Here is a 13418-nt window from a genome sequence, read left to right as displayed (position 1 = left end):
GCGGGGTGCGGACTCCGCGCGGGGCCGGTGCCCGTGACCTGCGGTGCGGAAGGTCACCCTGGCGCCGCAAAACTATCATCGCTAGTTTAGGGTCCGGACGACGCTGCCCCCGCCCGGGAGGAACACGATGAAGGCACATGACGGCATGTACATCGACGGGGCGTGGCGCCCCGCGGCCGGACGGGACACGATCGAGGTCGTGAACCCGGTCGACGAGCAGGTGATCGGCCAGGTCCCGGCGGGCACGGCCCTGGACGTCGACACCGCCGTGCGCGCCGCGCGTGCCGCGTTCCCCGGCTGGGCCGCCACCCCGCCCGCCGAACGCGCCGCCCGCCTGTCCGCCCTGAGGGACGTGCTGGCCGCCCGCAAGGACGAGATCGCCGAGACCGTCACCGCCGAGCTGGGAGCGCCGCTCGCGTTCTCCCAGGCGGTGCACGCGGGCGTCCCGGTGCTGGTCGCCGGCTCCTACGCCGAGCTCGCGGCGACGTACGCCTTCGAGGAGAAGGTCGGCAACTCGACCGTCTACCAGGAGCCCGTCGGCGTCGTCGGCGCGATCACGCCCTGGAATTACCCGCTGCACCAGATCGTCGCCAAGGTCGCCCCCGCGCTCGCCGCGGGCTGCACGGTGGTGCTGAAGCCCGCCGAGGACACCCCGCTCACCGCCCAGCTCTTCGCCGAAGCCGTGGCCGAGGCGGGCGTCCCGGCGGGTGTCTTCAACCTCGTCACCGGCCTCGGCCCGGTCGCCGGCCAGGCGCTCGCCGAGCACCCGGACGTCGACCTCGTCTCCTTCACCGGCTCCACGGCCGTCGGCCGGCGCATCGGCGCGACCGCGGGCGCCGCGGTCAAGCGCGTCGCCCTCGAACTCGGCGGCAAGTCCGCGAACGTCATCCTGCCGAGCGCCGACCTCGCCAAGGCCGTGAACGTCGGCGTCGCCAACGTGATGTCCAACTCCGGCCAGACGTGCAGCGCGTGGACCCGCATGCTGGTCCCCGCCGAGCGTTACGACGAGGCGGTCGAGCTGGCCGCGGCCGCCGCCGCGAAGTACGGCGACCGCATCGGCCCCGTCGTCAACGCCAAGCAGCGTGACCGGGTGCGCGGTTACATAGAGAAGGGCGTCGCCGAGGGCGCGCGGCTCGTCGCGGGCGGCCCCGAATCCCCCCGCGAACAGGGCTACTTCGTCAGCCCCACCGTCTTCGCCGACGTCACCGAGCGGATGACGATCGCCCAGGAGGAGATCTTCGGCCCCGTCCTGTCGATCCTGCGTTACGAGGACACCGAGGACGCCCTGCGGATCGCCAACGGCACCGTCTACGGGCTCGCGGGCGCGGTGTGGGCGGGCGAGGAGTCCGAGGCGGTCGCCTTCGCGCGGCGGCTCGACACCGGCCAGGTCGACATCAACGGGGGACGCTTCAACCCCCTGGCCCCCTTCGGGGGTTACAAGCAGTCGGGCGTGGGGCGCGAACTCGGTGCCCACGGACTGTCCGAGTACCTCCAGACCAAGTCCCTCCAGTTCTAGGAGCGTTCACGTGGTTCGCGCCGCCGTCCTTCCCGCCGTGGGTGCCCCGCTGGAGATCGCCGAGATCGAACTCCCCGACCCCGGGCCGGGCCGGGTCCGGGTGAGACTCGCCGCCGCCGGGGTCTGTCACTCCGATCTGTCCCTGTCCAACGGCACCATGCGGGTGCCGGTACCCGCCGTGCTCGGCCATGAGGGTGCCGGCACCGTCGTCGCCGTCGGCGAGGGTGTCACCCAGGTCGCCCCGGGCTCCCGTGTCGTCCTCAACTGGGCTCCATCCTGCGGGAGTTGTCACGCCTGCTCGCTGGGCGAGGTGTGGCTGTGCGCCGACGCGCTCACCGGCGCCGGCACCGTGTACGCCCGCCGCGCCTCCGACGGCAGCGATCTGTACCCCGGCCTGAACGTCGCCGCGTTCGCGGAGGAGACGGTCGTCCCGGTGTCCTGCCTCCTGCCCGTCCCCGACGGCATCCCGCTCACCGACGCCGCCCTGCTCGGCTGCGCGGTCCTCACCGGATACGGCGCCGTCCACAACTCGGCGAAGGTCCGGCCCGGCGAGACCGTCGCCGTGTTCGGGGCCGGCGGGGTCGGGCTCGCCGCCCTCCAGGCCGCCCGGATCGCGGGCGCCTCGAAGATCGTCGCGGTCGACGTCTCGCCCGAGAAGGAGTCACTCGCCCGTGAGGCGGGCGCCACCGACTACGTCGTCGCCTCCGACACCACCGCCCGCGAGATCCGCGCCCTCACCGGCAAGCAGGGCGTCGACGTCGCCGTCGAGTGCGTCGGCCGCGCCGTCACCATCCGGACCGCCTGGGAGTCGACCCGGCGCGGTGGCCGCACCACCGTCGTCGGCATCGGCGGCAAGGACCAGCAGGTCACCTTCAACGCCCTGGAGATCTTCCACTGGGGCAGGACCCTCGCCGGCTGCGTGTACGGCAACTCCGACCCGGCCCGCGATCTCCCGGTGCTCGCCGAGCACGTACGCGCGGGCCGTCTCGACCTCGGGGGCCTGGTCACCGACCACATCGCCCTGGACGGTATCCCCGCGGCCTTCGACAACATGATCGCGGGCAAGGGGGGCCGGGCCCTGGTGGTCTTCTAGAGCCACCCGCCGCGGCCGGCACCTGCGGGCCGCCTCGGGCGGACGGGAGTCCGGGTCCCGAGGCGGCCCGGTGTCAGCCCTGTCCGGTCCGGTTCCCCGTCCCCGGGGCCGTCGTGGGCGCCGGAGCCGCCGTCGGGGCCGGCGCGGGTGCCGCATCGGGCACGGCGGCCGGTCCGGCGGCGGCACCCGGTACGGGCGGCTCCGCCGACGCCTGCCCCCGGCGCGGCCGGGAGCGCGAGACCGCCACACCCGCCAGGCACAGCACCCCGCCCGCCAGCGTCAGCAGCCCCGGGACCTCGTCGAGGAACAGCCAGGACATCAGCACCACGAGGGCGGGCACCGCGTACGTCGTCGCGCCCATGCGGCTGGCGCTCGTCCGGGCGAGGGCGTACGCCCACGTCGTGAAAGCCAGCGCGGTCGGGAAGACGCCCAGGTACACCATGTTGAGGGTCGCGGAGACGGGTGCGTCGGCCGCGTCGTGGACGAGCTGACCCGCGAACGGCAGACACATCACGGCCCCGACCAGACAGCCGAAGGTCGTCACCTGGAGCACACTCGCGCGCCCGAGCGCGGGCTTCTGCGCGACGACCCCGCCGGCGTACGCGACGGCGGCGAGCAGGCACAGCACGACACCGAGCACCGAGGAACCACCGCCACCGGACATCGACAGCCCCACCGCGACCGCGCCCGCGAACGACACCGCCATACCGGCCAGCAGTCGCGGCGGCATCGCGTCCCCCAGCAGCCGCGCGCCGAGCAGGGCGATCAGGATCGGGCCGATGTTCACCACCAGCGCCGCCGTACCGGCGTCCACCTGCTGCTCGCCCCAGTTCAGAGCCACCATGTAGAAGCCGAACCACAGCACCCCGGATATCGCGATCCCGCGCCAGGCGCCGCGCGGCGGCAGCCCCTCGCCGCGCGCCACGCACACGGCTCCGAGTACGAGGGCTCCCGCGAGCAGTCGCCCCAGTGCCAGCGCGCCGGGCGAGTACGCGGCGCCCGCGCTGCGGATCGAGACGAACGCGGAGGCCCACAGGCCGACGGTGACGGCCGCCGCACCGGCGGCGAGCAACTGCGCACGCCGACCGGGCGGTGCGACAGGGAAGGTGTTCATCATGCCCCGAGGCTAGGCGGGCCGCGGCCGTGGGTCGCGCGGATTTCGGACGCGCAGGTCGGCGCACGTCCGAGCCCGGCGTCGCGTGTGGAGCCGAGCCCGGTGCCGTGCCGGGGACCGGCCCGCTCAGCCCTCCCGGACCAGCCTCGCGTACTGCACGGCGAGGCCGTCCAGCAGCGCGCCGAGTCCCGTCTCGAAGGCCCGCTCGTCGATCTTCTCCTGCTGTTCGGCGAGGAGGTGCGCCTGCCCCAGGTGCGGATAGTCGTCCGGGTCGTAGGCGCTCTCGTCGTCCACGAAGCCGCCGGCGAAGGAACCCAGCGCGGACCCCATGATGAAGTACCGCATCAGCGCCCCGATCGAGGTGGCCTGGGCCGGCGGCCAGCCCGCCTCGACCATGGCGCCGAAGACGGCGTCGGCGAGCCGGAGCCCGGCCGGCCTGCGGCCCGGTCCGCGCGCGAGGACCGGGACGATGTTCGGGTGGTCGCGCAGGGCGGCGCGGTAGGAGACGGCCCAGTCGTGCAGCGCGGTCCGCCAGTCGCGGCCGTCCTGGAACATCGACAGCTCGACCTGGGCGCTCACCGAGTCCGCGACCGCCTCCAGGATCTGGTCCTTGGTGCGGAAGTGGTTGTAGAGGGAGGGCCCGCTCACCCCGAGTTCCGCCGCGAGCCGGCGGGTCGAGACGGCCGCCAGACCCTCGGCGTCCACCAGCGACCGTGCCGCCTCGACGATGCGGTCGGTGCTGAGGAGGGGCTTGCGCGGTCGGGCCATGGCGCACATAGTAGGGCTGCGCCAACAAACTAGCAGTGCTAATTTAAATGTACGGCTTTCAAAGTCCGCTATCCGATGTCAGCTACCTGTGGGGTGACCCGGCATGAACCTTGGGCTCAGCGATGAGCAGACCGCCGTCCGGCAGCTCGCCAAGGACTTCGTGCACCGCGAGATCACCCCGCACGTCGTCGCGTGGGACCGCGCGGAGGACGTGGACCGGTCCATCGTGAAGAAGCTCGGCGAGGTCGGCTTCCTCGGCCTCACCATCGACGAGGAGTACGGCGGCAGCGGCGGCGACCACCTCGCGTACTGTCTGGTCACCGAGGAACTCGGGCGCGGTGACTCCTCCGTGCGCGGGATCGTCTCCGTCTCGCTCGGGCTTGTCGCCAAGTCGATCGCCGCCTGGGGGAGCGAGGAGCAGAAGCGGCGCTGGCTGCCGGGGCTGACCTCCGGCGAGTACGTCGGCTGCTTCGGGCTCACCGAGCCGGGCACCGGCTCCGACGCGGGCCAGTTGTCGACGCGGGCCGTGCGCGACGGTGACGACTATGTGATCAACGGCAGCAAGATGTTCATCACGAACGGCACCTGGGCCGATGTCGTGCTGCTCTTCGCCCGTTCCACCGACGGCCCGGGCCACAAGGGCGTCTCCGCCTTCCTGGTGCCCACCGACACCCCCGGTCTGACCCGCCGCACCATCCACGGCAAGCTCGGGCTGCGCGGCCAGGCCACCGCCGAACTCGCCTTCGAGGACGTACGCGTGCCGGCGAGCGCCATGCTGGCCCCCGAGGGCAAGGGCTTCACGGTGGCCATGTCGGCACTCGCGAAGGGCCGGATGTCGGTGGCCGCGGGCTGCGTCGGCATCGCCCAGGCCGCCCTGGAAGCGGCGGTGACGTACGCGACCGAGCGGGAGCAGTTCGGCAAGACGATCGCCCACCACCAGCTCGTCCAGGAACTGATCAGCGACATCGCCGTCGACGTGGACGCGGCGCGGCTGCTGACCTGGCGGGTCGCCGACCTCGTCGACCGCGGACTGCCGTTCGCGACCGAGTCCTCCAAGGCCAAGCTCTTCGCCTCCGAGGCCGCCGTGCGCGCGGCGAACAACGCCCTCCAGGTCTACGGCGGCTACGGCTACATCGACGAGTACCCGGTCGGCAAACTCCTGCGCGACGCCCGGGTGATGACCCTCTACGAAGGCACCAGCCAGATACAGAAACTGGTCATCGGGCGCGCCCTGACGGGTGTCTCGGCGTTCTGACTCTGAGTACGTGCCTGAGTACGAGGGCGGATGTGGCGGCGGCCGCATCCGCCGACCCTTGTCCCATGACCGAGACACCCGTCAAACAGCAGAACACGGCCGCCTTCTACGGACAGGCCGTGGCCTCCTTCTCCGTCGCGATGGCCGCCACCGCGCTCGGCATCTTCAAGCTCCAGGCCGACGCGTGGGTACGGGGCTTCCTGGCCATCGCCGTCCTCTATCTGGTGACGTCCTCCTTCACGCTCGCCAAGGTGATCCGCGACCGCCAGGACGGGGGCCGTCCCGGCACCCGGGTGTACGACCCGTTCGAGAAGCTCTGATCCCCGCGCGGCCATGACCTGGCCGAAGGCGCTAAGCGCTCGCTCAGGTTCGGGGGTATGGTGTTCACCCTGTCAGTGAAGAAGGGGCGAACAGCGATGAGTGCGGCGCAGGAGACGACCGGCGGCGAGATGCAGCCGTGGTCCGAGGTGACCCCTGACGCGGCGCGGCGGCTGCTCGTGGCCGCGGTGGAGGCCTTCGCCGAGCGCGGGTACCACGCGACGACGACCCGGGACATCGCGGGCCGCGCGGGCATGAGCCCGGCCGCGCTGTACATCCACTACAAGACCAAGGAAGAGCTGCTCCACCGGATCAGCCGGATCGGCCACGACAAGGCGCTCGACATCGTGCGCACCGCCGCCGAGGCCGAGGGCACGGCGGCCGAACGGCTCTCCGACGCCGTGCGCTCCTTCGTACGGTGGCACGCGGGCCAGCACACCACGGCCCGCGTCGTCCAGTACGAGCTGGAGGCCCTCGGCCCCGACGCCCGCGCGGAGATCATCGCGCTGCGCCGGCAGGTCGACGCGGAGGTCCGCGGCATCATCCAGGACGGTGTCGCGACCGGCGAGTTCGACGTCCCGGACGTCCCCGGCACCACCGTCGCCGTACTGTCCCTGTGCATCGACGTGGCCCGCTGGTTCAACGTCGAGGGCCCCCGCACGCCCGACGAGGTCGGCGCGCTCTACGCCGACCTGGTCCGGCGGATGGTGGGATTCAAGGAGTAGGGCCCGGCCGGTCCTGTGCCCGTCCCCGGACTCGGCCGGGGCCGGGCCGGCGGACGCGTACACGCCGGGTCCGACCCGCATGCGCAGGGCCCGACCCGCACGCGCCGGTGCCGGGCCCGACCCGCACGCGGTTCAGAGGTAGTAACGAGAGACCGACTCCGCGACGCAGACCGGCTTGTCGCCGCCCTCGCGCTCCACGGTGAAGGCCAGGGAGACCTGCACGCCACCGGGCACGTCGTCCACCGCGGTGATCGTCCCGGTGGCACGCAGCCGCGAGCCGACCGGAACGGGGGCGGGGAAACGGACCTTGTTCGTCCCGTAGTTGACGCCCATCTTCACGCCTTCGACGCTGATCAGCTGCGGGCCGAAGAGCGGCAGCAGCGACAGGGTGAGATAGCCGTGGGCGATCGTGGTGCCGAACGGACCCGTCGCGGCCTTCTCGGGGTCGACGTGGATCCACTGGTGGTCGCCGGTGGCCTCCGCGAAGAGGTCGATGCGCTTCTGCTCGATCTCGACCCAGTCCGTGTGTCCCAGCTGCTCGCCCACGGCGCCCCGCAGTTCGTCGACCGTCGCGAACGTCCTCGGCTCTGCCATGTCCCTGGCCTCCCGCATCTCATAGTCTAAGCGACTGCTTAGCATGGTCGGCCGGGCGGCGCATGTCAACGGACCGGACACGTGGCGCGGTGGGTAGGTTGGAGGAGTGCCCCAGATCCCCGAGACGGTCCACGAGCTGACCGTCGGACAGTTGTCGGCCCGCAGCGGCGCGGCCGTCTCCGCCCTGCACTTCTACGAGTCCAAGGGCTTGATCAGCAGCCGCCGCACCACGGGCAACCAGCGCCGCTACCACCGTGACGCGCTGCGCCGGGTCGCCTTCGTCCGGGCCGCCCAGCGCGTCGGCATCCCGCTGGCCACCATCCGCGAGGCGCTCGCCGAGCTCCCCGAGGAGCGCACCCCGACGCGGGAGGACTGGGCCCGGCTGTCCCGGGCCTGGCGCTCCGAACTGGACGAGCGCATCAAACAGCTCGGCCGGCTGCGCGACCACCTCACGGACTGCATCGGCTGCGGCTGCCTCTCCCTGGAGACCTGTGTGCTCTCCAACCCCGACGACGTCCTCGGCGAGCGCCGGGCCGGCTCCCGCCTCATGGTGGAGCGGGCCGGAACGCAGCCGGCGCCGGCTCCCCGGGAGCGTGGGCCGGCGGCCGCGTGCGAACCCGGGCCGCGCCGGGAACCGGCGGCGGGGGACTGCCGCTGACGCGTGGTCCTCGACAGCCCCGCCCCCGACGCGTCAGCCGCCTCGCCCTGCCCGCGAGCACGTCACTCGTACTCCGTGCCGCCCTTGCGGGTCAGATAGGCCGGGCTGACCGCCTTCGCTATCGCCCGTCCTCCCGTCACCGGGCTGTACCGCTCGGCGGCGACGAAGGTCCCCTCCGGTCCGCCGGGAGCCGGAGCCCCGGGCCGGATCACGACCCCCTCGCGCAGATGCAGCCCGCGCCCGGACACGGTCTCCCGGCCGGAGGCGGTCTCCAGGACGCGCTCGACGTCGTACGGCCCCTCGTACAGCCTTGGTGCGAGGGGGAGTTCGCCCGCCAGCAGCTCCTGCGCGTCCAGCCAGCGGACCTCGCCGTCGATCTCCGCGGACACGTCGAACACGGCGTAACCGATCGTCTCGCGGCGGCCGTCGGCGCCGTACGACAGGTCCTGCACACCGGCCCCGTACACCTCGCCGAAGATGCCGACACGGCGTGCGCCCAGCCGTTCGGCGATCCCGGCGGCCGCCTCCGCGACACCGTGCCCGCGCACCGCGCGCCAGTACAGATTGCGTGGATCCTCCTTCAGCGCCAGGGACTTGGAGCCGAAGCCCTTCGAGGACACATGGACGCGGCCCTCGTCGGCGAGGTAGGTCAGCAGACAGGCCGAGCCGTGCAGCTTCTCCGTCACGACGACGGGCTCGCCCGGCGTGAAGATGTCCGGGTACCGCTGGATGTTCTCGATGTCGACCCAGGGCAGCAGATCGGGCGCCGCCTCGACATCGCCGTTCATCGTGGGCGGGATCGGAGGCACCCATTTCACGATGCCGAGGAACTCCGCGAAGTCCGTGCCGTCCTCGGCGGCCCGCGCCAGGTCCACGTCCGCCAGCGCCTTCGGGCGGCACACGATCCCCTGCGACAGCTCGCCGCGCAGCCGCACCGCCCTGACCCGGTCCGACGAGCTGCCCGCCAGACGTCCGGTCAGCCCCAGCTCCTCGATCAGCGGGGCCGGCAGCACCGACTGCTCCGGGATGTAGAGCGCCCACTCGCCGGTGCGGTACGCGCCCTTGGCGACCACGGCCCGGTACAGACCCACCTGGGCCAGTTCGAGCGCGTCGGCGTTCGGATGCTCGTGGACGGTCAGCACTTCGGCGGTGACGCGCAGCGTCGACATGGGGGACTCCAGGGGTCGCTCAGGGGTTCTTCATCGCCCCCAACTGTCCGCGGGAGAAACGGCTGGAGCCAGCGGTTTTACGGCTGGTACCGTCACCGCGATCCCGGCGCACGCCCGCGCCAGTCGGGCGGCCGTCGGCATCAGTCGGGTGCGGTCCTCGTGGGCGACAGAGGACACCTCGCAGCCCGGTCCGGATCCGGCGTCGTAGCGCACGGGGGCGGACCACCGCCTCGGCCGCGGCCCGGACGAAGAGAGCACCGGCCGTCGGCCGGACCGTCGTCCGGGCGGCATCGGCACGACGGTGGCGCCGTGCCGGTCCGGGCTCCGTCCGCACGGAGCCGCACCGAGTCCCCCGTCGGCGCGGGACACTCCCGGCCGACCCGGTGCTGCGGCAAGTACGCGCCAGGCCACGGACCTTCCGCGGCCGGCGGCTCACCCCCTGGGTCCGCCGCCCGGCCCGGCTCGGCCGGACGGGGCACTCACGCGGACACGAGCAGCCGGCCGCGCCTGGCGTCGGCCAGCGCCTCCGGGGTCAGGACGGGCCGCGGCACCACGATTCCGCAGCTCGTGCAGACGGGACCCGACGACGGTTCGTGGGCCAGTTCGTACATCCAGACAAGGCGCTCACCGGCGCACACGGGGCAGACGGTGCCCGGTTCGCGCTCCAGTGCCGCGATCAGCCGGCGCAGCACCTCGGCCAGTGGTTCATGGGGGTGGACACGGGGGTCGTCGCACCAGGCGACACCGAAGCCGCCCCAGGTCAGCCGGTGCCAGTCGTCGACACTGCCCGGCCTGCGCAGCCCGTCGTGCTTCTCCTTCTTGCGACGCTGCGCGAACGCGACCTCGTAGGCGAGCCAGACGGAGCGGGCCTCCTCCAGTTCGTCCAGTGCGGCCACGAGCCGCGCCGGATCGGGGGAGCGGTCCTCCGGGTCGAACCCGGCCCGGGAACACAGATGGTCCCAGGTCGCCCGATGCCCGTAAGGGGCGAACCGCTCCAGGCACTTGCGCAGTGAGTACCGCCGCAGCGCCAGATCACACCTCGGATCTCGCGCCTGTCTCGCCAGACTCCGGAAACCGGCCATCGTCCTGCACCTCCGTCACACCTGCACCTGTACTCCGGTCACTTCGGCGCCGTCCCGTACGGACGTCGTCGAGTAGACGTATCGACAAGCGATTCGGCTCCATCCAATTTTTCGACGACCCCCCGCGAGCCACCCGCCGAGTGTCCCGACCACGCCTCCCGTCGCCGCCGGCCGTCCGTCCGCCGGACCGCCGGTACGCCCTCACTCGCTGTGAATCCCAAAAACTGACGCATGTTCATCTTCAAACTCGGGGATACCGGCGGTAACGTCCGGCCCACCCCCCGTCGGTAGGAGCTGACATGCCACCGAGCACCCCACGCACCACCTTGGACAGACTGAGAACTCCCCGCAGATTCCCCAAGTTCCTCAAGGCGGCATCCCTATGCGTGCTCATTGCCGGTCTTTTGTCGCCGCTTTCCCCTGCGGCCGCCGCCGACACCTCGGCCGAGGCCGCCGCGAACGACTACTGCGGCGGTCAGTGCTCCGACATCCTGCCGCCCGGTGAGAACGGCAACGCCACCCTCGCCCAGATCCTGCTCAACCAGGCCTTCGGAACCCAGCCCGCTCACGCCGAGGACCAGCTCGGCCCCTACGGCAGCCTGCCCTCCGGCTACTCCGCGCTCACCGACGCCAAGATCAACGACTTCTTCAACGACGCCTCCTTCGGCGTCGCTTCCAACCAGGTCGAGTCGACCACCAAGCCCGGCGGCCGCACCGACGTGACGATCGTCCGCGACAAGAAGAAGGGCGTCCCGCACATCACCGGCACCACCCGCTACGGCACCGAGTACGGCGCCGGGTACGCGGCGGCCCAGGACCGGCTGTGGCTCATGGACGTCTTCCGGCACGTCGGACGCGGCCAGCTCACCAGCTTCGCCGGCGGCGCGGCCTCCAACCAGGGACTGGAGCAGGAGTTCTGGCGCAACGCGCCCTACACCGAGGCCGATCTGCAGGCCCAGATCGACAGCGCGACCAGCAAGGCCGGAGCCCGCGGGGTCCAGGCCCTCGCCGACGCCAACGCCTACATCGACGGCGTCAACGCCTACATCGACGCCTCGGACAGCGGCCGCTACTTCCCCGGCGAATACGTCCTGACCGGCCACAAGGACTCCATCACCAACGCCGGCACCATCGACCACTTCAAGCTCACCGACCTGGTCGCGCTGGCCTCCGTCATCGGCTCGCTGTTCGGCTCGGGAGGCGGCGGAGAGGTCAACAACGCCATCTCGCTGCTCGCCGCCCAGTCCAAGTACGGCGTCACCGAGGGCACCAAGGTCTGGGAGTCCTTCCGCGAGCGCAACGACCCCGAAGCCGCGCTCACCGTGCACAACGGCGAGAGCTTCCCGTACGCCTCCAAGCCCGACAGCGCGCAGGGCCAGGCCCTGCCCGACGCCGGCTCGGTGGCCCAGGAGCCGCTGGTCTACGACCGTACCGGCAGCGCGGCCGGCGCGAGTGCCACCAGCACCTCGGCCGCGGCCGCCACGACCGCGCTCACCTCCGCCAGGCGCGGCATGTCCAACGCCCTCGTGGTCAGCGGCAAGCACACGGCGAGCGGCCACCCGATCGCCGTCTTCGGCCCCCAGACCGGTTACTTCGCGCCACAGCTCCTCATGCTCCAGGAGATCCAGGGCCCGGGCCTGAGCGCCCGCGGCGCCTCCTTCGCGGGCCTGAGCATGTACGTCGAACTCGGCCGCGGCCAGGACTATTCCTGGAGCGCGACGACCTCCGGCCAGGACATCATCGACACCTACGCCGTCGAACTGTGCCAGGACGACTACCACTACCTGTACCACGGCACCTGCACGGCGATGGACAAGGTCGAGCGGACCAACTCCTGGAAGCCGACCACCGCCGACGGCACCGCCGCCGGGTCGTACCGGATGCAGGTCTACCGCACCAAGTACGGTCCCGTGGCCTACCGTGCGACCGTGGGCGGCAAGAAGGTCGCGTACACCACCCTGCGCTCCTCCTACATGCACGAGGCCGACTCGATCATCGGCTTCCAGATGCTCAACGACCCCGACTTCGTGAAGAGTCCGGCCACCTTCCAGAGCGCGGTCCAGAACATCAACTACACCTTCAACTGGTTCTACGCCGACTCGGCGCACACCGCCTACTACAACAGCGGTGACAACCCGGTGCGGGCGGGCGGCGTCGACGCTGAGTTCCCGGTGTGGGCGCAGGCCGCGTACGAGTGGCAGAACTGGGACCCGGCCACCAACACCGCCTCCTACACCCCGGCGTCCGCGCACCCCAACTCGGTGGACCAGGACTACTACATCTCCTGGAACAACAAGCAGGCCAAGGACTACACCACGGCCTCCTGGGGCGACGGCTCGGTGCACCGCGGCGACCTGCTGGAGGACCGGGTGTCCAAGCTGGTCGCGGCGGGCGGAGTGACCAGGTCCGCGCTGGTGAAGGCGATGGCCGACGCGGCACTCGCCGATCTGCGCGCCGAGGACGTGCTCCCCGACCTGCTCAAGGTCGTCAACAGCTCCCCGGTCACGGACTCCACGGCCGCCGCGGCCGTGAGCAAGCTGTCCGCCTGGGTGACGGCGGGCGCCAGGCGCAAGGAGACCTCCGCGGGTTCGCACACCTACGCCGACGCCGACGCGATCCGCATCCTGGACGCCTGGTGGCCGCTGCTGGTGAAGGCGGAGTTCCAGCCGGGGCTCGGCAGCGACCTGTACACCGCGTTCGGCAACAACCTCCCCGTCGACGAAGCACCGTCCGCCGGGCACGGACCGACCGGCTCGCACGCCGGAAGCTCCTTCCAGTACGGCTGGTGGAGCTATGTCGACAAGGACATCCGGGCAGTGCTCGGGGAGTCCGTGCAGGGCGGCCTGCCGCAGACGTACTGCGGCGGGGGCAGCCTCACCGCCTGCCGGGACGCCCTGATCGGCTCGCTGAAGGAGGCGGCCGGCAAGAGCGCGTCGACCGTGTACCCCGGCGACGACCAGTGCTCGGCGGGTGACCAGTGGTGCGCCGACTCGATCGTCCAGCGGACGCTCGGCGGCATCAAGCACGGCAAGATCACCTGGCAGAACCGGCCGACCTTCCAGCAGGTCGTCGAGTACACCTCGCACCGGTGAGCGCCGAGCGGCGCCGCCGGGACCGCCCCTAGGG

General features: G+C 71.8%; 12 protein-coding genes. 7 read left to right on the top strand and 5 right to left on the bottom strand.

Annotated features, from left to right (window positions below; genetic code table 11):
- Positions 1 to 127 precede the first annotated feature (127 nt).
- Positions 128 to 1516, top strand: a complete 1389-nt coding sequence (locus tag OG410_RS10065) for an aldehyde dehydrogenase family protein (protein ID WP_329298802.1) — start codon at positions 128 to 130, stop codon at positions 1514 to 1516.
- Positions 1517 to 1526: 10 nt separating this feature from the next.
- A complete protein-coding gene (locus OG410_RS10060; protein ID WP_329298801.1) occupies positions 1527 to 2609 on the top strand; it encodes a Zn-dependent alcohol dehydrogenase in 1083 nt (360 codons plus the stop codon).
- Positions 2610 to 2682: 73 nt separating this feature from the next.
- Here OG410_RS10060 and OG410_RS10055 read toward each other — a convergent pair whose 3' ends face one another.
- The gene (locus OG410_RS10055; protein ID WP_329298800.1) at positions 2683 to 3726 is read right to left on the bottom strand and encodes a DMT family transporter; all 1044 of its coding nucleotides are present in this window, start codon (positions 3724 to 3726) and stop codon (positions 2683 to 2685) included.
- Positions 3727 to 3849: 123 nt separating this feature from the next.
- The gene (locus tag OG410_RS10050; RefSeq protein ID WP_329298799.1) at positions 3850 to 4491 is read right to left on the bottom strand and encodes a TetR/AcrR family transcriptional regulator; all 642 of its coding nucleotides are present in this window, start codon (positions 4489 to 4491) and stop codon (positions 3850 to 3852) included.
- A 103-nt stretch (positions 4492 to 4594) separates the two neighbouring features.
- Here OG410_RS10050 and OG410_RS10045 point away from each other — a divergent pair, with 103 nt between their 5' ends.
- The 3 genes from OG410_RS10045 (at position 4595) to OG410_RS10035 (ending at position 6789) form a co-directional block, all read left to right on the top strand.
- On the top strand, positions 4595 to 5746 hold the full coding sequence (locus OG410_RS10045; protein WP_329298798.1) for an acyl-CoA dehydrogenase family protein: 1152 nt from the start codon (positions 4595 to 4597) through the stop codon (positions 5744 to 5746).
- A gap of 65 nt (positions 5747 to 5811) precedes the next feature.
- A complete protein-coding gene (locus OG410_RS10040) occupies positions 5812 to 6066 on the top strand; it encodes a YiaA/YiaB family inner membrane protein (RefSeq protein WP_326788704.1) in 255 nt (84 codons plus the stop codon).
- Positions 6067 to 6162: 96 nt separating this feature from the next.
- Complete coding sequence (locus OG410_RS10035) at positions 6163 to 6789, top strand: TetR/AcrR family transcriptional regulator (RefSeq protein WP_329298797.1); 627 nt, start codon at positions 6163 to 6165, stop codon at positions 6787 to 6789.
- A gap of 132 nt (positions 6790 to 6921) precedes the next feature.
- On the opposite strand, the gene OG410_RS10030 is transcribed toward OG410_RS10035, so the two are convergent.
- The gene (locus tag OG410_RS10030) at positions 6922 to 7383 is read right to left on the bottom strand and encodes a MaoC family dehydratase (protein ID WP_329298796.1); all 462 of its coding nucleotides are present in this window, start codon (positions 7381 to 7383) and stop codon (positions 6922 to 6924) included.
- Between the two features lie 106 nt (positions 7384 to 7489).
- Between OG410_RS10030 and soxR the strand changes: the two genes are divergently transcribed.
- Positions 7490 to 8041, top strand: coding sequence for a redox-sensitive transcriptional activator SoxR (soxR, locus tag OG410_RS10025; RefSeq protein ID WP_329298795.1), 552 nt, complete (start codon positions 7490 to 7492; stop codon positions 8039 to 8041).
- Positions 8042 to 8103: 62 nt separating this feature from the next.
- On the opposite strand, the gene OG410_RS10020 is transcribed toward soxR, so the two are convergent.
- Positions 8104 to 9210, bottom strand: a complete 1107-nt coding sequence (locus OG410_RS10020) for an RNA ligase (ATP) (protein ID WP_329298794.1) — start codon at positions 9208 to 9210, stop codon at positions 8104 to 8106.
- Between the two features lie 479 nt (positions 9211 to 9689).
- Positions 9690 to 10292, bottom strand: coding sequence for a hypothetical protein (locus OG410_RS10015; RefSeq protein WP_329298793.1), 603 nt, complete (start codon positions 10290 to 10292; stop codon positions 9690 to 9692).
- 299 nt (positions 10293 to 10591) lie between these two features.
- Here OG410_RS10015 and OG410_RS10010 point away from each other — a divergent pair, with 299 nt between their 5' ends.
- Positions 10592 to 13384 carry a penicillin acylase family protein gene (locus OG410_RS10010; RefSeq protein ID WP_329298792.1) on the top strand — a complete coding sequence of 931 codons (2793 nt, stop codon included), beginning with the start codon at positions 10592 to 10594 and terminating at the stop codon, positions 13382 to 13384.
- Positions 13385 to 13418 lie beyond the last annotated feature (34 nt).

The organism is Streptomyces sp. NBC_00659, from assembly GCF_036226925.1.
Classification (GTDB): Bacteria; Actinomycetota; Actinomycetes; order Streptomycetales; family Streptomycetaceae; genus Streptomyces.
This window is presented reverse-complemented; position numbering and strand designations above follow the sequence as displayed.

Bases quoted from the DNA above. Each gene is read 5' to 3' on its own strand.
- OG410_RS10065 (WP_329298802.1), top strand. From the start codon at position 128: ATGAAGGCACATGACGGCATGTACATCGACGGGGCGTGGCGCCCCGCG.
- OG410_RS10055 (WP_329298800.1), bottom strand. From the start codon at position 3,726: ATGATGAACACCTTCCCTGTCGCACCGCCCGGTCGGCGTGCGCAGTTG.
- OG410_RS10050 (WP_329298799.1), bottom strand. From the start codon at position 4,491: ATGGCCCGACCGCGCAAGCCCCTCCTCAGCACCGACCGCATCGTCGAG.
- OG410_RS10045 (WP_329298798.1), top strand. From the start codon at position 4,595: ATGAACCTTGGGCTCAGCGATGAGCAGACCGCCGTCCGGCAGCTCGCC.
- OG410_RS10040 (WP_326788704.1), top strand. From the start codon at position 5,812: ATGACCGAGACACCCGTCAAACAGCAGAACACGGCCGCCTTCTACGGA.
- OG410_RS10035 (WP_329298797.1), top strand. From the start codon at position 6,163: ATGAGTGCGGCGCAGGAGACGACCGGCGGCGAGATGCAGCCGTGGTCC.
- OG410_RS10030 (WP_329298796.1), bottom strand. From the start codon at position 7,383: ATGGCAGAGCCGAGGACGTTCGCGACGGTCGACGAACTGCGGGGCGCC.
- OG410_RS10020 (WP_329298794.1), bottom strand. From the start codon at position 9,210: ATGTCGACGCTGCGCGTCACCGCCGAAGTGCTGACCGTCCACGAGCAT.
- OG410_RS10015 (WP_329298793.1), bottom strand. From the start codon at position 10,292: ATGGCCGGTTTCCGGAGTCTGGCGAGACAGGCGCGAGATCCGAGGTGT.
- OG410_RS10010 (WP_329298792.1), top strand. From the start codon at position 10,592: ATGCCACCGAGCACCCCACGCACCACCTTGGACAGACTGAGAACTCCC.